General features: G+C 33.9%; 16 protein-coding genes. 10 read left to right on the plus strand and 6 right to left on the minus strand.

Annotation, left to right across the window (positions count from 1 at the left end; translation table 11 throughout):
- Positions 1-30: 30 nt before the first annotated feature.
- The 10 genes from ABEB18_RS10855 to ABEB18_RS10900 all read left to right on the plus strand — a co-directional run bounded on the left by ABEB18_RS10855 (position 31) and on the right by ABEB18_RS10900 (position 16,433).
- Positions 31-3,156, plus strand: a complete 3,126-nt coding sequence (locus tag ABEB18_RS10855; RefSeq protein ID WP_348799332.1) for a SusC/RagA family TonB-linked outer membrane protein — start codon at positions 31-33, stop codon at positions 3,154-3,156.
- A gap of 10 nt (positions 3,157-3,166) precedes the next feature.
- A complete protein-coding gene (locus ABEB18_RS10860) occupies positions 3,167-4,681 on the plus strand; it encodes a RagB/SusD family nutrient uptake outer membrane protein (RefSeq protein WP_348799333.1) in 1,515 nt (504 codons plus the stop codon).
- An 18-nt stretch (positions 4,682-4,699) separates the two neighbouring features.
- Positions 4,700-5,584 (plus strand): hypothetical protein, encoded by an 885-nt coding sequence (locus ABEB18_RS10865; RefSeq protein WP_348799334.1) that lies wholly within the window; start codon positions 4,700-4,702, stop codon positions 5,582-5,584.
- A gap of 186 nt (positions 5,585-5,770) precedes the next feature.
- On the plus strand, positions 5,771-7,225 hold the full coding sequence (locus ABEB18_RS10870) for a glycoside hydrolase family 30 protein (protein ID WP_348799335.1): 1,455 nt from the start codon (positions 5,771-5,773) through the stop codon (positions 7,223-7,225).
- 38 nt (positions 7,226-7,263) lie between these two features.
- Complete coding sequence (locus ABEB18_RS10875; RefSeq protein ID WP_348799336.1) at positions 7,264-8,721, plus strand: glycoside hydrolase family 30 protein; 1,458 nt, start codon at positions 7,264-7,266, stop codon at positions 8,719-8,721.
- A gap of 17 nt (positions 8,722-8,738) precedes the next feature.
- The gene (locus ABEB18_RS10880) at positions 8,739-10,505 is read left to right on the plus strand and encodes a cellulase family glycosylhydrolase (RefSeq protein WP_348799337.1); all 1,767 of its coding nucleotides are present in this window, start codon (positions 8,739-8,741) and stop codon (positions 10,503-10,505) included.
- A gap of 2 nt (positions 10,506-10,507) precedes the next feature.
- On the plus strand, positions 10,508-12,724 hold the full coding sequence (gene bglX, locus ABEB18_RS10885) for a beta-glucosidase BglX (protein ID WP_348799338.1): 2,217 nt from the start codon (positions 10,508-10,510) through the stop codon (positions 12,722-12,724).
- A 205-nt stretch (positions 12,725-12,929) separates the two neighbouring features.
- Entirely contained in the window at positions 12,930-13,991 is a 1,062-nt protein-coding gene (locus ABEB18_RS10890; protein ID WP_348799339.1) for an HAD family hydrolase, read from the plus strand.
- 206 nt (positions 13,992-14,197) lie between these two features.
- Positions 14,198-14,794 (plus strand): hypothetical protein, encoded by a 597-nt coding sequence (locus tag ABEB18_RS10895; protein WP_348799340.1) that lies wholly within the window; start codon positions 14,198-14,200, stop codon positions 14,792-14,794.
- Between the two features lie 190 nt (positions 14,795-14,984).
- Entirely contained in the window at positions 14,985-16,433 is a 1,449-nt protein-coding gene (locus ABEB18_RS10900) for an FAD-dependent oxidoreductase (protein ID WP_348799341.1), read from the plus strand.
- Between the two features lie 385 nt (positions 16,434-16,818).
- On the opposite strand, the gene ABEB18_RS10905 is transcribed toward ABEB18_RS10900, so the two are convergent.
- The 6 genes from ABEB18_RS10905 to ABEB18_RS10930 all read right to left on the minus strand — a co-directional run bounded on the left by ABEB18_RS10905 (position 16,819) and on the right by ABEB18_RS10930 (position 25,846).
- A complete protein-coding gene (locus ABEB18_RS10905) occupies positions 16,819-17,850 on the minus strand; it encodes a PDDEXK nuclease domain-containing protein (protein WP_348799342.1) in 1,032 nt (343 codons plus the stop codon).
- 129 nt (positions 17,851-17,979) lie between these two features.
- Positions 17,980-20,946 (minus strand): TOTE conflict system archaeo-eukaryotic primase domain-containing protein, encoded by a 2,967-nt coding sequence (locus tag ABEB18_RS10910; protein ID WP_348799343.1) that lies wholly within the window; start codon positions 20,944-20,946, stop codon positions 17,980-17,982.
- 424 nt (positions 20,947-21,370) lie between these two features.
- Complete coding sequence (locus ABEB18_RS10915; RefSeq protein ID WP_348799344.1) at positions 21,371-22,135, minus strand: hypothetical protein; 765 nt, start codon at positions 22,133-22,135, stop codon at positions 21,371-21,373.
- A 192-nt stretch (positions 22,136-22,327) separates the two neighbouring features.
- A complete protein-coding gene (locus tag ABEB18_RS10920) occupies positions 22,328-22,540 on the minus strand; it encodes a hypothetical protein (RefSeq protein WP_348799345.1) in 213 nt (70 codons plus the stop codon).
- Positions 22,541-22,659: 119 nt separating this feature from the next.
- Complete coding sequence (locus tag ABEB18_RS10925; RefSeq protein WP_348799346.1) at positions 22,660-24,552, minus strand: AAA family ATPase; 1,893 nt, start codon at positions 24,550-24,552, stop codon at positions 22,660-22,662.
- 67 nt (positions 24,553-24,619) lie between these two features.
- Positions 24,620-25,846 (minus strand): McrC family protein, encoded by a 1,227-nt coding sequence (locus ABEB18_RS10930; RefSeq protein ID WP_348799347.1) that lies wholly within the window; start codon positions 25,844-25,846, stop codon positions 24,620-24,622.
- Positions 25,847-25,868: the final 22 nt, after the last annotated feature.

Below are 25,868 nucleotides of genomic sequence, written 5' to 3' on the forward strand. Positions count from 1 at the left end.
ACTAATTAATTAACCAAAATAATCAGAAAAATGAAATTATTAAAAACATTTATTTTTTGTGTTTCATCAATCTTATTCTCAGTTTATGGTCATGCACAAGATGCTACTATAAGTGGGAAAGTAATCGATGAAACGGGTATGCCAGTACCAGGGGCTACCATTTTATTAAAAGGAACATCAACGTCGTCGGCAACAGATTTTGATGGGAAATTTCAAATTATTGCTCCAAAAAATGGAGTACTTGTTGTTAGTTTTATTGGTAATAAAACTGTAGAAGCAGCAATCAATGGGCAATCATCGATGCAAATAAAGATGTATTCTTCTTCAGAAAACTTAAATGAAGTTGTAGTAGTTGGATACGGAACTCAAAAAAAATCAGTAATAACTGGAGCAATCTCTGGAGTAAAAGCGGCTGAACTAAAAGATTTGCCAATTACGAGAGTAGAACAGTCATTACAAGGTAGAGTTTCTGGGGTTACTATCGCAGCTAATGCTGGACAACCAGGATCATCATCAACCATTCGTGTTAGGGGTATTACCACTTTTGGGAACAATGAGCCTCTATGGGTAGTAGATGGTGTTGTTGTAGATGCAGGGGGTATTGGGTACTTAAATCAATCCGATATCGAATCTATGGAGGTTTTAAAAGATGCCGCTTCACAAGCCATTTATGGAGCTAGAGCTGCTGCAGGGGTTATTCTTGTTACTACCAAGAAAGGAAAATCTGGAAAACTTAAGGTAAGTTACAATGGATATGCAGGATTTTCTTCAGCAGCTAGAAAACTAGATTTACTAGATGCAACTCAATATGCAACTATTATGAATGAACGCTATGCAAACGGATATAATCCTTCATCTGGTGCCTACAATTTGCCTTACCAATCTGCCGAAAGCTATGGAGCAGGAACGGATTGGCAAGATCAAATTTTTAATGATGGGGCTTTACGTTTAGGTCAAGAATTTAGCTTGAGTGGAGGTAATGATGTTTCGACATTTTATTTGTCTTATGGATTATTGGATCAAGAGGGGATTGTTGCTAGTCCAATTTCTAAATACAACAGACAAAACATTCGTTTGAATTCAACTCACAAAATTGCAAAAGGTTTAACCTTTGGTCAAACATTAGGATATTCCCATGAAAAAAATATCGGATTGGGTAATACAAACAGTGAGTACGGTGGGCCATTAAGTTCTGCAATAAATCTTGATCCTATCACTCCAGCTGTAGTAACAGATCCTGCAGTTGCTGGATTACCGCCTTATAGTAATCAAGCTGGAATTTTGAGAGACGAAAACGGGAATCCTTATGGTATTTCACAAGTAGTTACACAAGAAATGAGTAATCCATTGGCTTATATCAAAACTAGATTAGGTAATTATGGATGGTCCGATAATATTGTTGGGAATGCTTATCTAGAGTTAGAAGTTATAAAAGGACTTAAAGTTAGAAGTACCTTGGGAGCAAAATTAGCTTATTGGGGTGCTGAAAGTTTTAATCCAGTATCCTATTTAAATTCTTCTACGATAAATGCAGTAAATAGTTTGTACCGAGAAAGAAATAAAGGTTTTGGTTGGAATATAGAAAATACAATTTCTTATACAAAAGAAATAAGCGGTCATAATTTCACAATTTTAGGAGGGCAAGGAGCTTATGTTGATAATATTGCTTCAGGAGCTAATGTTACGTATAAGAACTTACCAGCTGATAACTTTGATGATGCCTCTTTTAATTCGGGAGCCACTCAAGATGATATTACTGCTGGGGCATATGATGGATACGAGCACGTAGTAACGTCATTATTTGGTAGGTTAAATTATGATTATAAAGAAAGATATTTAGTTACTGGAATTATTCGTCGTGATGGTTCATCTCGTTTTGGTGATAATAATAAGTACGGAGTTTTTCCTTCATTCTCTTTGGGATGGGTACCTACAAATGAAGAATTTTGGCCAGAAAATAATATTTTAACTTCTTTGAAAATTAGGGGAGGTTATGGAATAACAGGTAGTGATGCTATTGGAGATTTCAAATATTTGGCAACTATTGGAACTAATAGAAATTATACTTTAGGAAATCAAGGTTCTGTAGTTATTGGAAAGAGTCCAAACGCACCATCTAATCCTGATTTGAAATGGGAAGAAACCAGCCAAGGAAACATTGGTTTTGATGCTACATTTTTTAATAGTTTAGATTTAACTGTTGATTTTTACAACAAAAAAACATCTGGAATCTTGCGCGATGTTGTATTGCCAGGTTATGTAGGAAGTACAGGTAATCCATCGGCAAATATTGCAGATATGGAAAATAAAGGTGTTGATGTTGAATTAGGATACCGAAAAAGAATCGGAGAACTAAACTTTAAAATAGGAGGAAATATCTCTTATTTAGAGAACAAAGTTACTTATTTGGGTAACGGAATCGAATTTATTTCTGGTGATGCGTCCTTTCAAAACATGGGAGCTATTACAAGAACACAAGTTGGTCAGTCTATTAATTCTTTTTATGGATATAAAACAAACGGAATTTTTCAAAACCAAGAAGAGGTTAACGCTTACACAAACTCTAGTGGAGGTTTGATCCAGCCAAATGCACAACCAGGAGATTTTAGATGGCAAGATTTAAATGGTGACGGATCGATTAGCGATGATGATAAAACATTCATCGGAAGCCCATTGCCAAAATATACTTATGGGTTTACATTAAATGTAGATTATAAAAACTTTGATTTACTTGTTTTTACTCAGGGTTCGATTGGTAACCAAATTTTTCAAGGTTTACGAAGATTGGATATTGGGAATGCTAATTATCAAACATCAGCTTTAGGACGTTGGACTGGAGAAGGAACTAGTGATTCTTATCCAAAACTTTCCACTGTTGACAATAATAAAAACTTTTCTAATCCATCTGATTTTTATTTAGAAGATGGGGATTATTTCAGATTCAAAACTATTCAAATAGGGTATAGATTGCCAAGTGATGCTATTGGTAAGATTGGATTGTCAAGTTCAAGGATTTATTTGACTGGTGAAAATCTATTCACTTTTACAAAGTATTCTGGGTATGATCCTGAGATTGGTGGAAATGTATTAGGTATCGATAGAGGTTACTATCCACAGGCTAAATCGATCATGTTTGGTGTTAATTTACAATTTTAAAAAAAAGATTATGAAACTTAGAAATATAAAATATTCATGTGTTGCTTTTGGAGTGCTATTTTCGGCAATCTCTTGTAGTGATGATTTTTTGACCGTTACCCCAAAAGGACAAGCGCTCGAAAGTAATTATTATAAAAACGAAAGCGAAGCTTATGCAGGACTAGTGGCAGTTTATGACGTAATGGGTAAACAATCCAGAGGTTTTGAAAATATGATTTGTATGATGAATGCAGGTTCAGATGATTTTTTTGCTGCTGGAGGTGGAGCTGGAGATGGAGCTGGAATTCATGCTTTTGATAATTACACATTAGATCAAATCAATATACCAGGAAGTTTTTGGGGGGATTTTTACCAAGGAATTTCAAGAGCTAATATTCTCTTAAAAAAATTGCCTAATGTAAATATGGAAGCTTCAAAAATTGCCAGATTTACAGCAGAGGCCAAAGCATTAAGAGCTTATTATTATTTTGAATTAGTGCGAACTTTTAGAAACATTCCTTTGATTCTAGAGCCGCTAGCTCCTTCAGATACTTATAATGTAGTGCAAGTTTCACCTGAAGAAGTTTATGCACAAATTGAAAAAGACTTAATCGAGGCCAAAGCAGCTCTGCCTACAAAATTAACAGACTTAACTACCGAAGCAGGTCGTTTTACAAAAGGGAGTGCACAAGCATTATTGGGTAAAGTGTATTTGTATCAAGACAAGAAAAGTCAGGCAGCAACAGAACTTGCTGAAGTAAACGGAACTCCTGGAGGAACTAGTGTTTACGGCTATAAGCTACTAGCTAATTATGCTGATTTATGGGAAATAAGTAACAAGTTTAATACTGAAGCGATTATCGAAATTACGCATACTGATAAAAGTAATGCCGACTGGGGATTCTGGGGAGGCGGAAACGATGAAGGCAACTCTATAAATATTATGGTTGGTCCTCGTGGATATACAAGACCAGCAAATTCTCCAGCGCCAGATTATGTATCAGGATGGAGTTTTAATACAGTTACACCAGCATTGTATAATGTATTGAAAGGGGATCCTCGCTTTGATGCAACCATATTAGATATGAAAGCTTTGAAAGCTGCTGGCGAAGCAGATTGGGCTCCAAATTATCAAGATACAGGTTACTTTTTGAAAAAATTTATGCCTTTAAATTCAGATACATCAACAGGTGGAGGAGCAACAGCTTTAAATTACAAGCAAGACACTTATGCCATTCGTTTGGCTGACACTTATTTGATGGAGGCAGAAGCTTTGGGAGCCACAGGTACTAGAGCACAGGCTTTGTTGGATGCAGTTAGAGCTAGAGTTGGACTTCCATCGGTTCCTGTTTCTATGGATGCTATTATGTTAGAAAGGAGAAAAGAATTAGCTGGTGAAGGACATCGTTGGTTTGATTTAGTTCGAACTGGTACAGCAGCAGCTGCACTAGCTAATGATGGTTTTGTGGCAGGTAAAAACGAAATCTGGCCAATTCCACAAAAAGATTTAGAAAACACCAAAATTGTTCAGAATCCTAATTACTAATTGTCTAAAAAATATTTTATGAACTTACCTATAATAAAAACAAAAAGAAATTTACTATTGCTTGCTTTGACAACAATAGTAAGTTTTACAAGTTGTCAACCAGAAGATTCTTTTGCGGATAACGGTCTGACTGCAGAATCAGTTGATGCATCCTTTTCGATAACTCCAGTAGAAGGGAAGGTAAATACTTATAAGCTTGTGGCGCAATCAAAAGGGGTACTAAAATCACTTTGGGATGCAGGAACAGGAGAATTTGAGGGTAAAATGGAAGAAGAAGTTTCATTACCAGATGCAGGAACATATACAATTACGCACGTAGCAATTGGCGCTGGTGGAGCAACAGCAACTACAAGTCAAGAGGTAGTTGTTACTACTTCAGATCCCGAAAAAGGAAACTTGGTAAAAGGAGGAAGTTTTTTGAACGCCGAGGATAATGCCAATTGGACTTCTTGCCAAATCAATACCAATAATACTGCTTATTGGACATTCAACAATGGTAGTGCCACAATTCACTCAACTGGAGGATGGGCCCAGGAAGGAATTTATCAAGCAATAGATGTTGTTAAGGATAAAGAATATACGATTGATATGTTTGTTTCATCCACACAAAACTCCGATGAGACTTGGTTTGAAGTATATGCTGGAAAAACGGTACCAACTGCAGGTGCCGAGTATAAGGATAACAAAGTAATGGGATTAAGTACTTGGGATGGTTGTGCTAAAACAGCTTTTTCAGGAATGTTATCTAAAGTAGGTTGTGTCAAAAACGATGTTACAAAAACAGTGAGTAATGTCGTAAAATTTGATGTTACTGGCAAAGTTTATTTAGTAATTAGAAGTGGTGGAAATAGTTTTACTACTTCAGGAATAACTGTTTCTAAAATTGAATTAAGAGGAAAATAAAGTTAGTTGAGTTTTTAAGTTTGGTTTTTAAATGGCCCATATTTTAAAGTATGGGCTATTTATTACTACTTCTTGAATTCAATTTGAAAGTATTATTCATTAAATAATGAAGGGGCAACTCAAGTAAATCCAAAAAAGCAATGTGCATTGTTTAATAGCCATTGGATGAATTATAAAATATAAATTATGAATTTTTCAAAGTATTTATCAGTCGTAACTTTAAGTTTAACATTTCTAATAGTAAACTGTTCTTCTTCCAATGATGAAACATCTGAAAAGCCAACCCCAGTAACACCTCCTGTAGTTGTGAAAAATGATGTGGATTTTTGGTTGACAAAAGGAGATCAAAGCGCATTGTTAAAAAAACAAAATGTGATTTTAGGATTTGGAACCAATGCTAATAGTTTTCCGATAATAGAAGTTAAGCCGTCTGTAACCTATCAAACAGTAGATGGTTTTGGATATACCTTAACTGGCGGAAGTGCTCAGGTAATTAATGAGTTGACGGCTTCGGTTAGAAAAGAACTTTTACAAGAGTTATTTGGGAAAAATGAAACATCTATAAGTGTAAGTTATCTTAGAATTAGCGTTGGAGCATCAGATTTAAATGCTGAACCCTTTACCTATGATGATATTCCTTATGGAGATACTGATCTAGAGTTATCCAAGTTTACTCTTGAAAAAGATAAAACAACAGTCATTGCTGTATTAAAAGAAATTTTAGCAATCAATCCAAATATTAAAATTCTCGCTACTCCTTGGACTGCGCCAGTTTGGATGAAAGACAAAGATAGTTTTGTAGGAGGACATTTAAAGGCAGAGTATTATGAAACTTATGCTAATTATTTGGTAAAATATATCAAAGCAATGAAATCTGAAGGAATTACAATAGATGCTATAACCCCTCAAAACGAACCCTTACACGGCGGGAACAATCCAAGTATGGAAATGTTAGCAACAGAACAAACAGATTTTATAAAAAATAATTTAGGGCCTGCTTTTCAAAAAGCAAATATTACAACGAAGATTATTGCTTATGATCATAATTGTGATAACACACAATATGCAATTACAGTTTTGAGTGATCCAATCGCAAATACTTTTGTCGATGGTTCTGCTTTTCATTTATATGCAGGAGACATTAGTGCATTATCTACTCTACATAATAAATTTCCAACTAAAAACGTCTATTTCACAGAACAATATACCTCTTCAAATTCAGATTTTAAAGGAGATTTAAAATGGCATTTGAAGAATGTAATAATCGGTTCTATGCGCAATTGGAGTAAAAATGCTTTAGAATGGAATTTAGCTAATGATGGTAGTTTTGGCCCTCATACTACAGGGGGATGTACCATTTGTAAAGGAGCTATAACCATAAAGTCATCCGAAGCTTTTGATCGAAACGTAGCGTATTACATTATCGCCCATGCTTCGAAATTTGTTCCAGTGGGTTCTGTTAGAATTGGCTCTGAAATTGTTGGCAATCTGCAAAATGTAGCCTTTAAGACCCCAACAGGAAAATATGTTTTGATTGTAGAAAATGATAATGATACAGCTCAAAGTTTTAATATAAAATACAACGGGAAATGGATTACCACTTCGTTAGAAGCTGGAGCTGTAGGGACATATACTTGGTAAGGACTTTTCCCGAAAAAAAAACATTTTTATTTTAAATTATGAAAAAAATATCCACAACAGTATTAGTACTAGTTTCATTTTTTGTTTTTTCACAGAAAAAAAACAAAACTCATAGTAATTCTTTCTCTGCCGATAATAAAAAAATCACTGTATTTACAACAGCCGAGAATACTCAAAACCGTCTTTCATCTACGGCCAATATAGGTTTTGAAAAAGCGAAGCAATCGGTAGAGACCGAGATTTCTGTTTTTGTTGAGCCCGATATTACATTTCAAAATTTTATGGGCATTGGCGGTGCTATTACCGATGCGAGTGCTGAGGTTTTTGCAAAACTGAGCAAAGAAAAACAAGAAGAATTTTTAAACGCATATTATACTTCGGATAAAGGAATTGGGTATTCGATATTACGAACCTCTATCCATAGTTCCGATTTTGGTAGCAAAAGCCATACTTATATCCAAGAAGGCGATAAGGATTTAAAGACATTTTCTATAGAGCCAGATCAAAAATTTAGAATTCCAATGATAAAAAGAGCCATTGCTACAGCAGGAGGAAAATTACTGACGTATGTTGCGCCTTGGAGTCCACCAGCTTTTATGAAAAACACCAATACTATGCTCAAAGGAGGCGTTTTATTGCCAGAATATTATCAATCATGGGCCAATTATTATGCCAAATTTATCAAGGCATATGAGAAAGAAGGAATTCCAATTTGGGGAACTTCTACTCAAAACGAGCCATTGGCTACACAAACCTGGGAGTCGTGCCTTTACACGGCCGAACAAGAGCGAGATTTTATCAAAAATTATTTAGGACCAACATTAAAAAAAGAAGGATTAGGTAACAAAAAAATCATCGCTTGGGATCATAATAGGGACTTGATGTATCAAAGAGCCAATGTGATTTATTCAGATCCAGAAGCATCAAAATATGTTTGGGGACTTGGGTTTCATTGGTACGAAACCTGGACAGGAGCACAGCAAAATTTTAATAATGTTCGAAAAGTTTGGGAAGCTTACCCAAGCAAAAACTTAATGTTTACCGAAGGTTGTATCGAAAAGTTTGATGCATCAAGATATCAGTATTGGCCTAATGCAGAGCGTTATGGGCTTGCGATGATAAATGATTTCAATAATGGGACTACAGCGTGGACCGATTGGAACATTCTCTTGGATCAAAACGGAGGCCCTAATCATGTGGGGAATTTTTGCTTTGCTCCAATTCATGCTGATATCACGACTGGAGAGTTGATATACACACCATCGTATTATTATATAGGACATTTTTCAAAATTCATAAAGAAAGAAGCCAAAAGAGTTAGCTCGGCAGTAAGTAGAACTACCTTGTCTAGTACCTCATTTATTAATCCAGATGGGAAAGTCGTTACAGTTATAATGAACAACAGTGATGCTATTGTTGATTATAGTTTATATGTTCATAATTCAAAAGCAACATTGAGTATTCCAGCACACGGAATTCAAACATTGGTTTATTAACTGTATTTCTGTTGATTATGATTAGTTTAAGGGATAAAATCATAAAAAGAGCATTTCTATTATTTGTTTTGTTGTTTTATGTAATTGGCGTTTCCAGTCAAGGATTTCTCCATAGAGAAGGACAAAAAATTGTTGATGGTTCCGGAAAGAATATTGTTTTGCGTGGTTTAGGATTGGGTGGCTGGATGGTTCAGGAAGGCTACATGATTCAGACAGGAGCTTTTGCAGGACCTCAATCCAAAATCAAACAAAAGATAGCGGATGTAATAGGTAATGAAAGTACAGAAGAATTTTATAAGGCCTATAAAAAAAACGGAATTACAAAGAGAGATATAGACTCGCTGGCGGCTTGGGGATTCAATTCCATCCGATTACCAATGCATTACAATCTTTATACTCCAGCAATCGAAACCGAAAAAAATGGGCAAATTACTTGGTTAGAAGAAGGTTTCAAAATGACAGATGATTTATTGAGTTGGTGTGCTGCTAATAAAATGTATTTAATTCTTGACTTGCATGCCGCTCCTGGAGGACAAGGAAAAGATGCTGCAATATCCGACTACGATGATTCAAAACCATCGCTTTGGGAGAGTGCTGCAAATCAGGATAAAATGGTGGCTCTTTGGGAAAAACTCGCACAACGCTACAAAGACAATCCTTGGATTGGCGGTTATGATATTATCAATGAACCCAATTGGAATTTCACCGGTACCAACCAAAATGGTTGCGATGAAACTTCAAATGCTCCATTAAAAGCATTGATGATGAGAATTACCAAAGCAATAAGAGCTATTGATACCAATCATATGATAATTATCGAAGGGAATTGCTGGGGGAATAATTATAACGGAATTTTTCCGCTTTGGGACGAGAACATGGCATTGAGTTTTCATAAATATTGGAATACCAACGATACTGCTTCAATTCAAACAATGCTGAATTACCGTGATCAATATAATGTCCCGATTTGGTTAGGCGAAAGTGGAGAAAATTCGAATGTTTGGTTCAAAGAAGTACTCTCTTTGGTAGAGTCCAACAATATTGGGTGGGCATTTTGGCCAATGAAAAAAATTGAAAATCTGGCAGGAGTAACTTCAGTAACTAAACCTGAAGGTTATAATGATATACTTGAATATTGGAAAAATGGAGGTGTAAAACCCAATGAAAATTTTGCAAAAAAAACACTAATGCAGGTTGCAGAAAATTACAAAATGAAAAATCTAACCATTAGACATGATGTAATTGATGCAATGTTTAGACAAGTTCAAACCAATCAGACAAAAATCTATAAAAAGCATTCGTTACCAGGAAGGATTTTTGCGACCGAATTTGATTTGGGTTCAAATGGTTTTGCTTACTTTGATAAGGATGTTGCCAATTATGATGGGACAAAATTTACACAATGGAATAAAGGAGGCAAAATGCGAAACGATGGAGTAGATATAGAAGAATGTGCCGATAAAATTAGCAATGGTTATCAAGTTTCCTTTATTGAGGATGATGAGTGGTTGCAATTTACGGTTGATGTTAAAAAAGTAAATAACTTTGATGTTGAGGTTCGATATGCCAGCGAAAAGCCAGGGGGTAAATTGTATTTGGAAGTTGATGGTGTGAAAGTTTCTGAAGTATTAGAACTTCCAGTTTCTGGCGGATTATCAAATTGGAAAACAGTTACTATCAAAAATATTTCGTTGCATCAAGGACAAAATACAATCCGCGTTCATTTTGAAAAAGGAAATTTTAATCTCAATTTCTTAGATTTTAAAGAAGTAAAAAATAAATAACAATGAAAAAAATAGCCACATTAGCAATGGTAATGGTTTCGGTTTGTGCTTTTTCTCAGCAAACTATCGATCAAAAAGTTGAAGCTTTGCTCAAGCAAATGACATTAGAAGAAAAAATAGGACAACTCAACCAATACACCAGTAATGACGTTGCTACTGGTCCTATTACCATTAATAACAACAAGCAAAATGAAATAAAGAAAGGGCTTATTGGTTCGATGCTCAATGTAATGGGAACAACCCGCACCAGACAATACCAGGAATTAGCCATGCAATCCCGATTAAAAATTCCGTTGCTGTTTGGTCTCGATGTGATTCACGGGTACAAAACTACTTTTCCTATTCCGCTTGCCGAAGCGGCCAGTTGGGATTTAACAGCAATAGAGCTTTCTGCTAGAGTTGCTGCTATCGAAGCAGCTGCATCGGGAATTCACTGGACATTTGCACCAATGGTAGATATAGGCCGTGATCCGCGTTGGGGTAGAGTGATGGAAGGAGCAGGTGAGGATACCTATTTGGGTTCTAAAATTGCTTACGCCAGAGTCAAAGGTTTTCAAGGGAACTTAGGCGATGTAAATTCGGTTTTGGCCTGCGCCAAGCATTTTGCTGCTTATGGAGCTGCTGTAGGTGGACGCGATTACAACTCGGTAGATATGAGTAACAGAATGCTTTGGGAAACGTATTTACCACCTTTCAAAGCTGCGGTCGATGCGGGTGCTGCTACTTTTATGAATTCCTTCAATGATCTTAACGGAATACCAGCTACAGGTAATAGTTATTTGCAAAGAGACATCCTGAAAGGAAAATGGAATTTTCAAGGTTTTGTTGTTTCGGATTGGGGTTCTATGGGAGAAATGGTAGCTCACGGCTATGCCAAGGATAATAAAGAAGCTGCACTTATGGCCATTACAGCTGGTAGTGATATGGACATGGAAAGCAATGCCTATCGCTATAATTTGGAACAATTGGTTAAAGAAAACAAAGTTCCTATTGCTTTAATAGACGATGCTGTAAAAAGAGTTTTACGCAAAAAATTTGAATTAGGGCTTTTTGATGATCCTTATAAATTTTGCAATAAAGAACGTGAACAAAAAGAGATGTACAATCCCGAACATACCAAAGCAGCTAGAGAAGTAGCGGCCAAAAGTATAGTGTTGCTAAAAAACGAAAGAGATGTTTTACCACTTTCCAAAGGGTTAAAAACAATTGCTTTCATTGGGCCTATGGTGAAACCAAAAAGAATCAATCACGGATTTTGGGCTGTCGATGTCAAAGAAATAGATTCAACTTATATTGTTTCGCAATGGGAAGGTTTAGAGAATAAAGTAGGCAAAAGAACCAAAATTTTGTATGCCAAAGGTTGTGGGGTAAATGATACTAGTAAAGAAGGTTTTGCAGATGCATTACACGTTGCTAGTCAAGCCGAAGTGATTATTCTAAGTGTAGGCGAAAAGTTTGACGAAAGTGGCGAAGCCAAAAGTAGAAGCAACATACAATTGCCAGGAGTTCAAGAAGAATTGGTCAAAGAGCTCCAAAAAACGGGCAAGCCAATTGTGATTCTGATTAATGCAGGACGACCTTTGGTTTTCGATTGGATAGCCGATAATATGCCAACTATTGTTTATACTTGGTGGCTGGGATCAGAAGCTGGAAATGCCATAGCCGATGTGCTTTTTGGGGATTACAATCCATCAGGGAAATTGCCAATGACTTTCCCAAGAACCGAAGGGCAAATTCCTATTTATTACAACCATTTTAATACTGGAAGACCTTCTATAAATGGAGATAAAATTTATAAATCAGCTTATATTGACTTGCCAACGACTCCTAAATTTCCATTCGGATTCGGGTTAAGCTATACAACTTTTGAATATTCAAATCTGAAGTTGTCTCAAAAAACAATGAAAAATAACGAGACCATTACAGTTTCTGTCGATATAAAAAATTCAGGCAGTGTAAAAGGGGAGGAAGTAGTTCAATTGTATTTAAGAGATCGATTTGGTTCTGTAGTAAGGCCTATTATTGAATTGAAAGATTTTCAAAAAATAACATTAAATAGAGGGGAAAGTAAAACCATTCAGTTCATAATTGACAATCAAAAATTATCATTCTATAACAATGCATTAGAATTCGTTTCCGAGCCAGGTGATTTTGATTTGATGATAGGTTCTTCATCGGCGGATATTCGAGCAAAAGCTAGTTTCGAATTGGTGAAGTAAAAAATAGCATTTTTAACTATAAAGCGGTACATTTTCATAGAAAATTGTACCGCTTTTTGGTTTCAGAAAAGGTGTAGGACGATTGGATGAAATTAGTTTTGTAAGAATAGTTTTTTTTGATAATTTTATTCAACTCCAAATCAAATAAACATTTTCCTTAAAAATTTAAACCAATTTTTTAATACTTTAATTAAAAACAAAAAAGATGAGAGTAGCATTCAATTCCTATTACACAAAACTATTTGGTTTTTTTCTGATGTTAATTTTGATTGTTTCTTGTAAGCAAAACAAAGTCGAAACAACCGAAACGACAATAGATAGTACCACAGTAGTTCAAGAAACGCCATTAGCTTCTTGGAATGATACTAAAACGAAAACAGCAATTCTAGATTTTGTAAAAGAGGTAACAGATCCCAAAAGTCCAAGTTTTGTTCCAGTTGCTGATCGTATAGCAACATTTGACAATGATGGAACATTGTGGACAGAACAACCAGTCTATTTTCAATTGTTTTTTGCAATGGATAGAATCAAAGAGTTAGCCCCAAAGCATCCTGAATGGAAAAACAAACAACCCTATAAAGCTGTTTTGGAAAATAATATGGGCGAATTGTTGAAACAAGGGGAGAAAGGACTGGTAGAAATTGTAATGGCGAGTCATACTGGTGTTACATCCGAAGAGTTTGAAGCTATTGTAAAAAAATGGATTGCAGAAGCAATACATCCAACCAAGAAAAAACATTATAACGAATTGGTATTTCAACCTATGTTGGAGCTGATAGATTATCTTAAAGCTAATGAGTTTAAGGTATTTATCGTATCGGGTGGAGGGATTGAATTTATGCGTGCTTGGGCAGAGGATGTATATGGTATTCCAAAAGATCAAATTATTGGGAGTAGTCTAAAAGCAAGTTTTGAGATTAATAACGGAGCAACCAAAGTAAATAAACTCCCCGAACTTGATTTTTATGATGATAAAGAGGGTAAACCAGTAGCTATAAACAAATATATTGGACGCAAACCGATTTTTGCAGCAGGAAATTCTGATGGTGATTTGCAGATGTTACAATATGCAGCATCAAATAAATTAAAGAATTTTGAATTATATGTACATCATACCGACTCAATTCGAGAATGGGCTTACGATAGAAAATCACATATTGGGACATTTGATAAAGGTTGGGATGAAGCAACTGCAAGAGGTTGGACTATAGCTGATATGAAAACCGATTGGAAAGTGATATACCCTTTTGAAAAAAAAGAAAAATAAGACATTGAGTTTTTATTAGCTGCAAAACCTTCAAAGAAATTACTTTGGAGGTTTTTTTATTTATTACAAAAAGTAAAAATTTTAATTTATCCCAAAACCTTTCAAAAATGCAATAAATACTACAATTAGATGTTTTATATAAATCAGATGCAAGTGTATCAGATTTTTAAAAAAATTAATTTGTTGTAATGTTATTGCTTAAAAGTATGAAAAGGTTATTGTTTTTAGTGGTTGTTGGATGTGTTTCTCTAACAGGATTTGCACAAAAGGAATTTGATAATAAATTTAAAGCTATTCCTGCCAAAGAATCAAAGGTTAAAGAAGTTATCCCACCAAAGGAAATCCCACCACAAAAGGAGGAGCCTGTAGCTGAAAAGAAACCAGATCCTTTTCAAATTAATCCAGAAGAGCTTTTTAAGGATCCTAATCTGTATAAAAAAGAGGCAAATACAGAAGGAATTTTTTATAGACGAAATCAATATTTAGGGAGTTTTAAAATAAAATCATTTACTTCGGAAATCCGATTTAGAGACGCTGCTTTTGTAGATGGTGATAAGATAAAAATTTATGTAAATGACAAAATTGTTCAGCCCGAAGTAAGTTTGAGTGGAGAATACCAAGGATTCAAAATAAATCTAGTTCCTGGGGTTAATAAAATTGATTTTGAAGCTTTGAACGAAGGTTTTGCTTCGCCTAATACAGCACATTTTCAGGTATATGATGACAAAGGAGTTGCCATCACGGATAGCCAATGGAATGTTGGTACTGGTTACAAAGCCACAATAATTTTGATTAAGGAATAAACTACTATTGCTGTCAATCCAATCTCTTTTGCAAGAAACTCCAACTGTTTCAGCCAGTTTATCAAGGTATTTGCTCAATAAACTTCAAGATGAGGTAATCTTTTATCCTCTGCAAATTTCTTAAATTTGCCAACCACAAGCAGAGTTGATTTATTTTAGAAAAGTCAAAAAAAGAGAAATTTTAGAGTAAGTGAAAAAAGAGAAAACCGAACAAACTAGTTGGACTGTATGTCAAGAATGCTTGGGGCGAGGCAAAAAAAGCCAAAGACTGAGCAAGAAAGTTAGACTTCACTATCAAAGACAATTGGAGGAGTTTGAAAAAGGGAATGGAGAAGCTAATGCTCCTGTTCGTCCTAAGGCTCATCAAAATATTTGTTCGAATTGTTCGGGTTCAGGATTGATTAAATCTGTTTTACCTCCTGTTGCAGACACAGCGAATTATCCACACGTTGCAATAATAGGAGGAGGAATTGGCGGAGTGGCACTAGCGGTAGCCTGTTTACACCGTGGGATACCTTTTACTCTTTTTGAAAGAGATGAGAATTTTGAGGTTCGATCTCAAGGCTATGGACTTACTTTGCAACAGGCAAGTAAAGCAATCGAAGGATTTGGGATTTTTTCGTTAAAAGATGGTGTAGTTTCTACCAGACATCTTGTTCATACTACCCAAGGGAAAATTATTGGAGAATGGGGAATTCGAAAATGGTTGCAATCAGATGCAAAAACTACCCCAAAAAGAACCAACATTCATATAGCAAGACAATCTTTACGTTTAGCACTACTGGAACAACTTATAGGACAAAATAAGATACAGTGGGGACATCAATTAATTGATTTAAAACAAAATGAAGATAATACTCTAGCACTAAATTTTCAAGTAAACGGAACTTTAAAAAACGTAAAAGCTGATCTTGTTGTTGGAGCCGACGGAATTCGGAGTGCTGTGCGAAGGTTATTAATAGGAGAAGATACGGTTCCGTTACGGTATTTAGGCTGCATTGTGATTTTGGGAATTTGTCCATTGAGTTCAGTCGAGAACGTTAATAGTTCTTTGTTGGATTCTGCAACCGTTTTTCAAACAGCCAATGGTAATGAACGAATCTATATGATGCCTTTTACATCAGATTCGGTAATGTGGCAACTTAGTTTCCCAATGCCAGAAGAAGAAGCCAAAGCATTAAGCGCTTTAGGTTCTCAAGCACTAAAAGAAGAATCATGCCGAAGAACACAATGGCATGATCCTATTCCTCAGATTTTGGCTGCAACTCAAGAAAATCAGATTTCGGGTTATCCTGTATATGATCGAGAATTACTGCACAAAGAATTGTTAGAAAAAATGGGTTCGGTAACCTTGATTGGAGATGCTGCTCATCCGATGAGTCCATTCAAAGGACAAGGAGCAAACCAAGCGTTATTAGATGCCCTTTCCTTAGCTCGTGAAATTTCAAGAGGATGTAAATCTTTGTCCCACTGGAAAGAAAAAGGATTGAGAGAAAGTGTATTGTCCAAATTTGAAGAAGAAATGCTCAAACGCTCTGCTATAAAAGTAAAAGATTCTGCAAAGGCAGCAGCATTTCTGCATTCGGAAATCGTACTCTATGAAGGAGACGAACCCAGAGGAAGATGTCTAAAGAGATAATGCATTTCAATATTTTAAAACGTATCATACAGTATAAAACTCCTTAAGCAATTAAGGAGTTTTTTTGTGCGAATTTGGTACAAAGTTGAGATAAAGTCATAAAAAAAACTCCTTAATTGCTTAAGGAGTTTTTGGAATTTTGTGGGCTGTCAGGTATTACAGTCGAACAATTAATTCCAATTTTAACTTTTTTTCAAAGTTTGATATAAAAAAATAACGCCATTGGAAGACAATGGCGTTATTTGTCTTTTTGTGATCCTTAAGAACCTGTTTTCTAACCGTTTTATGCATGATTTGAAGAAACTTTCAGTAAAATAGAATTAGGTTTTTTACTAAATTATCTTCTTAAAAAACCTTTAATGAATATTTGATTCTATTTCTGTTATTATTCCTCGTTTTGGATCATTTTGTCTATATTGTCTTTTACCAATTGTTCTAATTGATAGGTAGCTACTCCCAAAGGTTTATCAAGCCCACGCATTGCATACTCCACTTTTATATTGCTTTTTGATGCACAAAGTAGTAGACCTATTGTTGGCTCATCAGTTGGCGTTTTGAGTTTGTCATCAATAGCACTAATGTAAAAATTAAGTTTAGAAACATACTCTGGCATAAATTCACCTGCTTTGAGTTCGATAACTACATAAGCGTGTAAAATGGTATGATAAAAAAGTAAATCAATTTTATAATCAGTATTGTCAATTTCAATAGTGTATTGTCTTCCTATAAATGCAAATCCTTTACCAAGTTCCAATAAAAAGTCGGTAATCTTTTGTGTCAAAAGTTTTTCTATTTCAAGTTCCTTTACTTTAGTAGAAAGCATTAAAAAGTCAAAGTGATAAGGGTCTTTGAAAATACTTTTTGCTAAATCAGATTGGTATTCGGGTAAAGTTTGTTCAAAATTATTCAATGCTTTTCCACTTCTAGAGTACAATTTGCTTTGTATCTGTAAAAGCATTACATCTCTGCTCCATTCATTTTTAGCTGCTTCAGCTATGTAAAAAGCTCTTTCTACAGGATCTTTTACTTTGGTAAGCAAGCTAATATGATGATACCAAGTAATTTGTGCAAGGGGCACTTGCACAAATTCATTCCCTGATTGTGCAAGCGGTACTTGCACTATTGGGAAATGAGGGTAAGCTTCGGAAAAAGCTCTCATATATTTTAAATTTCTAACCGAAAATCCTTTACTATCAGGAAAATTATGAGTTAAATCATAGGATAAAAGATCAATAACCTTACTCCCCCAACCATTTTGCTTTTGCTTATCAATGATGGAATTCCCAATTTCCCAATATAAAGTAAGCATTTCAGCATTAACTTTGAAAGCAGTTTGAATTTGTGCATGCTTTATTTTATTAAAAATAAATGCTGACCAATCTTTGTAATCGATACTTTGAATAATTTCATCACCCATAATAAAAAGACTTCGTTTGAAGATTTACAAATATAGCAAAAAAGCAATTTTATTCTTCTTTCGAAATATCGATTTGTCATAATGGTTTTAATGTTTTGATAATTTTCTTAGATTTAAGTAAATTATATTTCACATTAATCGTTCCTCTAATAGTCCTTTCCAAATTATAAATCCTTTGTTGTTGTCTGAATAATCGTGAACAATTCTTGAAAAATTTTCAGGATTGGTTTCCAAATAGGATTGCCGTCCTTTTTCTCTGATAATATTTAATTCTTTGTCTAATTGTTTTATCATATCTATCAGAACTGATTTGTCTTTTTTGGTATGCCAAATATAAGTTGCTTCTTCGGTGTCTAAAGTTTCTAAAATGATATGATAATTTTGTTTCCCTGCAATTAAAAACACAAATGAGAAAGGTTGGAGAACAAATCGTAGTTTCATTACATTTCGTTCGTGTCTTTCGGCTAAAAACTGAATATGCCTTGAATGTTTGTAATGTTTTTCTTTTAGTAAATCTTCTAAGATATTTTCGGCATCTGTATAAATATTTTGATTTTTAGGAAGTTCATTCATTGTAAGAACGCTTTGTTTTGAAATAGGAATCTGGTTGATGAAATTTTTGTTCAAGTACTGAAATTTCACACTGTCAACGATTTCTTTATTAATATTTTCAATATCGGAAGATGTTGCCAATTGTGATAGAATTACTCCATTCTCTATTTCAGCGTTAATATCAATAGTGATTAATTTTGATTTCAAAACCTTGATGAAATATGATTTCAATACTTCAAATTCCGGTCTGAATTCCTCGTTTTCAATTTCAAAATCAAATCTTTGATTAGTTTCTTTATCAATGTATTCGAAGAAAACGTTTCCATATCCGAAATCTAAATTATCTATTGGCACTTTAATTTGTTTTTCAATGATAACGCTTTGCTTTTCGGAAATAAGCTCAGTTGGCTCGTCAAACAAACTTTTTTGCTTGGCAATTTGCCGATAATAGGTATTTCGTTTCAAAAAAAGTTTATTCAAATAATCAATTTTGATATCCCGATAATCGTAAATTGTAGGATTAATTTCTGAACGCTGTACCCGTCCAATATATTGAATCAACTTACCTTTAAAAGAAAAAGGATAAACCAAAAACAAGGAATTGATATTTGACAAATCGGAGCCTTCACCAAAATATTGTCCAGTCGTAATCAGTATTTGAAAATTGCCTTGTTGTAAAGCTTGCCATTTTGGTTTTCTGCTGGGTTCTGAATCATCTCCACTTAGCGTAACGACTTCGTAAGACTGTTTAAGAAAAAGATAAAGCGTATCAATATGCTCTTTCCTTTCTGTGATAATAGCAACTCGTTTTCCTTTGGAAAGTTCTGTTTTAATATCATTCAGGATTAATTTACTCCTTTCTGAATCATGAATTAAAATCTTTGAGAGTGTTTCAAAATTGTCAGTTTTAGAATTGAAAGGAACATCCAAATTGGTCCCCCTGACAATAATTTGGGCGTGTTTGTAATTTTCAATTTCCGTTGGTAGAATTTCAGAAATTATATCTCCAAGGAAAGCAAAAATCAATTTGTCGTCGTTGTGTTTTCTAAATGGTGTTGCCGTCAATCCATACAAATAAAAAGTGTTTAATTTTTCAATGGTTTTACGAAATGTTTCAGCAGGGATATGATGACATTCATCCACCAAAATAGTTCCAAAATGATTTTGGATTTCTTCAATTTGTTTTGGTAAACTTTGAATAGTTGCAATGGTTATACGCTTTCCTATTTTTGTTTTTCCTTGACCGATAATACCAATTTCGTGTTTCGGGATTCCAAGGAATGCTTGAATCCGTTCTTGCCATTGTTCCAGCAATTGTTTGCGATGAACGATAATTAAAGCAGGTTGTTGCTTTTCTTCTATGACTTTCAAACCCATTATAGTTTTACCGGAACCAGGCGGAGCAACAATAACACCAAAATCCTTTTTCGAAACAGCTTCTATGACTTTAGTCTGATGATTTCTTAATGTTGAGTCGAACGGAAAAGGGATTGCTTCTTTTAGTTTTCGTTGGTCTTGAAAATCAAATTCCAAGTTTTGTTCTTTACAAAAACGAAGTAGCTTTCCGATAAACCCTCTTGGAATCACAATTTCATTCTCTATTTCTTCTACAAGTTTAAAATAACGTTCTGTTCCAAAAGTATTTTTGCCTGATTGCTTTTTGATAAAAAATTCCGAATTGGCGAAATTTAATTCTTCTTTCAAAAAATTGATTAAAGGAGTTGTCAATCCAACTCTTTGAATACGGATATTTTGTTGAAGTGTAATGGATAATTTACCGTTTAGATTTTTAGTAATGGGTAAATTTTGTGCACTTAAAATTTCCCGATACAAATTATCCAAATTTTCAGTCGAAACTCTTTCTATCTCTTTTAAAAATTGCCACTGATTAGCTATCGGTTCAAATGTATCAGTATTTATAAAACAACTATTTCCATTCTCTAATGCAGGTTTGAAAAGAGGCAAGGCTATTAAATTTCCTAAACCTTTTCCTGAAAGAAAATCTTGGTTTGGAAATAAGCGGTCAAAGCTGGAGGTTTTGTCAAACATCGAAAAAGCTCCCGATTGCTCCAAAATAGATACGAAAACTTTTCTGCTTTGGATTGCAGGATAAGACCTGTCAAAAAACACCCAAACGTGTCCTCCATTTCCTGAACGGGAACGTTCTAAATAAGCAGGAATGTTTTTCTCCTTACAAGCGTTTAAAAAATTAACGGCTTCTTCTTTCCAATTTTGTTTATCAAAGTCAGCTACTACAAACCAAGACGTATTATTCTGTAGCAATGGATAAATCCCGATTTGTTGAATTCCGTTTAAGTGTTTATGGATTTCGGTTTCAGTAAGCGATAGATACGTTTTGTGAGGATAGTTCTGAAAAGTTCCTCCATTCATTTTATGCATCCGATAATGATACAAATCGTACTGGTAAGCTGGCATATAACCCGATTTTCCAGATTTTTCCCAACGAAGCGCAAATACATCATTTCTTCCTATAAAAACAGATTTGAATAGTTGGATAGTATCTAATGAGTTTACAGAAGACATTATTTAGATTTTTAAATAAAACTAGTCAAATATAGTAAACAAAGGGATGATCAGGATTTTAGAGTGAAAGATTATAAAAATAGATTGGAATTTATAGATTTTGAAACCTTAAGTAATACGAACCATTTATGTCAGTATTAATAAGGGTTCTCTAGGGGACATGGGAAACGAGCTATTTTTTCGAATCATAAAAAACCCTCTAAAATCATTAATTTTAGAGGGTTTTAAATTTTGGTGGTCCTTAAGAATCTGTTTTCGAACCATTTTCTACAGGATTTGAAGAAACTTGTTAACAAATAAATGAAATTTGCGGCTTTACATCAGAATAAACTCATGTTTTTAGCCGCAGTAAATAAACTTAAAAAACAATGCTTCTCTTACCTAAAAAAATGTAATTGCGATTATGTACTATTAACAAATATTACTAGTACTTTGAGATACTTTGAGTTCCATCAAAAGTATTAAATTCTCCTTTAGTGATTTTCTGAAATAAAAATTTTACATCATCTGTACAATCTTTCCCATAAGTAGGATAAACAGTACCCTTAAAATGCAAATTATCTTCAAACGGAACTGTATATTCAACATAGCAAAGAACAATTCCAAATTTACTTTCGTTACTAATAATTTTTAGAATATTATTGAACTGTGTATTGGGCTGATAATCACTTTTGTTGGCAAAATGAACGATTTGTGTAATTTCAATTAAAAGCAAAGAATTAGCATTTGCATAATCTTTTCCATTTTTTTCTCTGAATTTGCTTAGAAGCTTAGAGTCTGCGTTATTCTTTCGAGATTCTTCTAGAAATCTTATTGATGTTAATTCAATACCACAACCATCAATTATGAAATCAGGTTCTTTCTTATTAGAATCTCCAAATTTAAATTGCATTTTATTCTCGTTAGAGATTTTAATTAGATGCGAACATTGTATAATTTCAAAGATCCAACCATTAAGAGAAAAATCAGCATTTTGAATTGTTTTCTTTATATAAAAATCATAAATTTTTTGGTCATAATCTTTAATATCCATAAATGCCAAGCCAATAATTCTCAATTTCTGCTTAATTTGTTCTTCCTCAATTCCAGTTGTATTTTTAGCTAAAGATATTAATTGGGAAATTGGGTGATTTAAGTTCTTTAAATCTATGCCTAGTATTGATTCATAATATGCCGTAATTTTTTCCATTAGTGTCTATTTTACTCATATGTATGCCCGCTACTTTATAGCACGGATATCTAGCTCTTTTTCCCAATGATTTGTAAAATTTCACAATACTACACAAAAAAGCATACAATGTAGTTAAACTTCTAAATGACTTCGTCTAGATTTCGATTCCAAGCAAGTGTTCTTAAGTAACAATATGGGCTAATGACCCAATTAAGATTCAAACAGATATGGCATACTTGTCCTAGTTTGTTTATCGAAAATATACATTTGGTCTTCATCTTCAAATTCAATAAAAAAAATTGTTGCTTCCTTTGTTTCTATGGTTTTAAATCTCGGAGTTGGATTAGATTGTATGATGCTCAAACTTATTCCTAGAAGAAACGCCTCGTATTCATGCGAAACTATTAGTTGATATTCGAACATAATATTACTTTTTTATGAATAAAATTAAAGGAATTGGATTAATTTAAATTCTATGTATACACTTTTTATAAATAACTGGGGTCGCTTGGGGTTCAAGCCGCTGTAAATATCGAAAGCTTTTATATAGATAAGAATGCATTGAACAGTCTGCTCCACTTCTCTACGTATTCTTTAGGAATAGCTTCTACTTTTTTATTTTTTAATTGAGCTTTTGCAGCCATAGATATTCCGACTTTCCATCCCTTTTCTAATTCAATTCCATTAGCCTCAGCAAACGCTTCAATTTGAGAAACAACAGGAGTATCGCTATTATAGGTGTCTTCAAAATCTATTTCATCTAAGGAATTAAAAAGTCTGCTAACACCTTTTTTTATCAGCGAAAAAGGGATTAAATCTTCCACTTCTGATTTTTCAATTCCTGTATAATCTTTAACATCAAGTATTCTATTCTCAAATCCTTTATACAAACCTGATAATAATCTTTTCTTTGCATCTTCGCCACTCTTATCAGAATCAATAATTAAGTAAGGTATATCGTCTGCTTTACTCGAAATCATACTAACAACACCTGGAACTCCTTTTACTCCTCCTGAGGGTACAAATACAATTTCTTGTTCCGGAGCAATTAACTTTTCTCTAATTAAGAATCCCTTTATGGCATTAAAATAAAACTGGTCAGATGGCCCCTCCACTACAATAGCTTGGCAACCTTGTAATAGAACATCAGAAACGCTTAACCCTAAGGCAGCGTGAACTGCATATATAGATTTTTCATTCAAAGCATCACTTCCTTGTCTTAAATTAGTTGAAGCTACTGTATATCCATCTTTATCCATATATACAACCCTGCATCTGTCAATGTTGGAAGTATCCACAATAAAAGGAGAATGCGTTGTATTGATAATTTGATTGCCATGAGATAAATTATCAAAAAATATAGCAAGGTCTTTTTGTGCTAATGGATGTAAAGTTAGTCCTGCTTCGTCAAGCAATAAAATTGCATCTTTGTGCTGTTCATGACTCTCAACAAGAAAAATTAAATAAAAACTAATAAACCATTGAAGTCCTGTACTACGAAGTTCTAATGCTACTTCATCTGTACGAATACTATCTGATACCCAAATACGGAAATAATCTCCGTCGGCTTCAAATCTAAATTTATATTCTCCCTGTTTCCACCATTCTTTAAACCTTTTCGTTAAATCTCCTGAAGCTGATTGCAAGAGAATACTACGTTCTTCTTTATCGTCTTCTGCTTTTTTAATATCAGCGCTTGTTGGTTGTACATTTGCGTGTCCTCCATTACGAGTAATTGCCATTTCTTTAGGGTCTTTACCCAATTCTAAAATTTCCTTAGGATCTAACTTCACAAATTCAAAAAGAACCCTCAATGTACGAACCTGTTCTTCATTTACCTCTATTCCATCTACAGTCCTTCCATTCAGCCATTTGATAACATTTGGAAGATAAATTTTTGATGATAAATTTCCGTAGTTTGAATAATAAACAAATGATGGTAGTTCAGCAAGAATAGCTTTTTCTAAATCTGTATTTTTAAATGGTACAATAGTATCTTCTTCAATCGGTTCTTCTTCGCCTTCAATTTCTTTTACTACTTTTTCTTTTTTCGTTGAAGCAGGATTACCGCTTGGGAACTCGAATGTGTAGCTTCCATCATAAAAACGTATAACTGTTACAGATTTATCTCCTTGTAGATTACATTGAACCTCAGTTTCAATTTTCTCTATGGCTTCATCATCAAGTTCAAACTCTGCTGTAATGAATTTTATATCTGCTGGAGTTTTTCGATAAGTGCTTAGTTTAGAAACCGGCATATCGTGTAAAATATCAATATTTCCTTCTCTTGCTGGATTTAGTTTCCACAAGGCCAAAAGTAAATTTGATTTTCCAGCTTCGTTAATTCCTACTAATGTTGTTACATTATCACAATCAATCCAACCACTATCAAGAACTGATCTAAAATTTTCTACTTTGTATCTTTTAAGTACCATATCTTATTAAGAATTTACATTTGTTTTTGTATTTAATTTTTATGCCCGTTACCTATTTTTTTAATTCTTATTTTATAAACCAATCTATAATATCATCTCCAATATTTTCTCTTAATGCCTTATCATTTGTGTTGAAAATTGAAATTTTACCTAGTCCACATTTGTGTTGGTTGTCTTTTGAACCGTTCTCTTCAAATTTATCAAACTCACAGAATGAAGTTTCGTTGGATGGATATAATAACATTGCTTTATCTGATTTCCAATAATCATTGTAAACATACATTTGTCGTAAATCGTCCGTTGATGGCTTGCCTCCATTAATATTTTTCCACTTGGTATCGATAATAAATTTATTTATACCACTTTCAATCACAATATCCGGTCTTATTGAAATGTTCTTCCAAAACGTTATTGATTGTTGTCCGTAGATTTTAACTTCTTTTTCTGATTGTTTCAGTCGAGCTAAAATATATTCTTCCCATAAGGAATTCATATCAAAGAGTAAAGCTAACATATTTTCGGAACCACTTGAAATATTGGGTGCAAAATTTAAAATGATGAACTTTGAAATCATTAAAACAGTTTCATAGGGTGCTGTTTTTCTACTTTTAGGAATTTTAGAAAATGTTGCTTCTGTAATTGGAATTGTCTTTACTTCCGGGAAATCAAGCTGTACAGTTTTACACTTTGAATATAAGTAACTGCTTTTGGAACATTTCTCTACAATATATAAGGCTTTGTATATGATTTGATGGATTAAATGGTCTTTGTCATATACTTGGTGTGTAGTGTAAAAACGGTCTTTATGAACGAGATTTTTACTGATGTGACCAGCAAATTCCAGTTTACCTTTAAGTACTTTTAAGTTATCTGTTTCTTTGTAGTATTGTTTGATTAATCCCTGATGGATTAACAATTGTACTTCGTTTAAAAAACATTCAAAATAAATATCTAAAAGATGGATGCTTTGCTTGTTTACATTTGCCTCTCCTACTTTTTGGACTTTGAGTTTTCGTGTAACCCGAAGCATTTCGATTAATACTTTCTGCCAAACGTTTTCATCTGCATCGTTGTTGTCAATTTTAGGTAAAATTTCAATGGTTAAGCCATCTACCTGAATCACCCCTACAAATTGTTTGAATTTTATGCCGTTATGGCGAATTTCAAAATACTTGTCGTTGTGCAACACATTTAACTTTGACAAGGCTATATAATGGTGCTTTTCGAATTTCACTCCACTATATACTTCATCAAAATAAAGTATGTTATGCTCAAAAACTTGTATTCTATTCATTTTAAAATATTGTTGTTTTTAA

The sequence above is a fragment of the Flavobacterium adhaerens genome (assembly GCF_040045115.1).
Lineage (GTDB): Bacteria > Bacteroidota > Bacteroidia > Flavobacteriales > Flavobacteriaceae > Flavobacterium > Flavobacterium adhaerens.

Coding starts and splice junctions, on each gene's coding strand:
- ABEB18_RS10855 (WP_348799332.1), top strand. CDS start 31: ATGAAATTATTAAAAACATTTATTTTTTGTGTTTCATCAATCTTATTC.
- ABEB18_RS10860 (WP_348799333.1), top strand. CDS start 3,167: ATGAAACTTAGAAATATAAAATATTCATGTGTTGCTTTTGGAGTGCTA.
- ABEB18_RS10865 (WP_348799334.1), top strand. CDS start 4,700: ATGAACTTACCTATAATAAAAACAAAAAGAAATTTACTATTGCTTGCT.
- ABEB18_RS10870 (WP_348799335.1), top strand. CDS start 5,771: ATGAATTTTTCAAAGTATTTATCAGTCGTAACTTTAAGTTTAACATTT.
- ABEB18_RS10875 (WP_348799336.1), top strand. CDS start 7,264: ATGAAAAAAATATCCACAACAGTATTAGTACTAGTTTCATTTTTTGTT.
- ABEB18_RS10880 (WP_348799337.1), top strand. CDS start 8,739: ATGATTAGTTTAAGGGATAAAATCATAAAAAGAGCATTTCTATTATTT.
- bglX (WP_348799338.1), top strand. CDS start 10,508: ATGAAAAAAATAGCCACATTAGCAATGGTAATGGTTTCGGTTTGTGCT.
- ABEB18_RS10890 (WP_348799339.1), top strand. CDS start 12,930: ATGAGAGTAGCATTCAATTCCTATTACACAAAACTATTTGGTTTTTTT.
- ABEB18_RS10895 (WP_348799340.1), top strand. CDS start 14,198: ATGAAAAGGTTATTGTTTTTAGTGGTTGTTGGATGTGTTTCTCTAACA.
- ABEB18_RS10905 (WP_348799342.1), bottom strand. CDS start 17,850: ATGGGTGATGAAATTATTCAAAGTATCGATTACAAAGATTGGTCAGCA.
- ABEB18_RS10910 (WP_348799343.1), bottom strand. CDS start 20,946: ATGTCTTCTGTAAACTCATTAGATACTATCCAACTATTCAAATCTGTT.
- ABEB18_RS10915 (WP_348799344.1), bottom strand. CDS start 22,135: ATGGAAAAAATTACGGCATATTATGAATCAATACTAGGCATAGATTTA.
- ABEB18_RS10920 (WP_348799345.1), bottom strand. CDS start 22,540: ATGTTCGAATATCAACTAATAGTTTCGCATGAATACGAGGCGTTTCTT.
- ABEB18_RS10925 (WP_348799346.1), bottom strand. CDS start 24,552: ATGGTACTTAAAAGATACAAAGTAGAAAATTTTAGATCAGTTCTTGAT.
- ABEB18_RS10930 (WP_348799347.1), bottom strand. CDS start 25,846: ATGAATAGAATACAAGTTTTTGAGCATAACATACTTTATTTTGATGAA.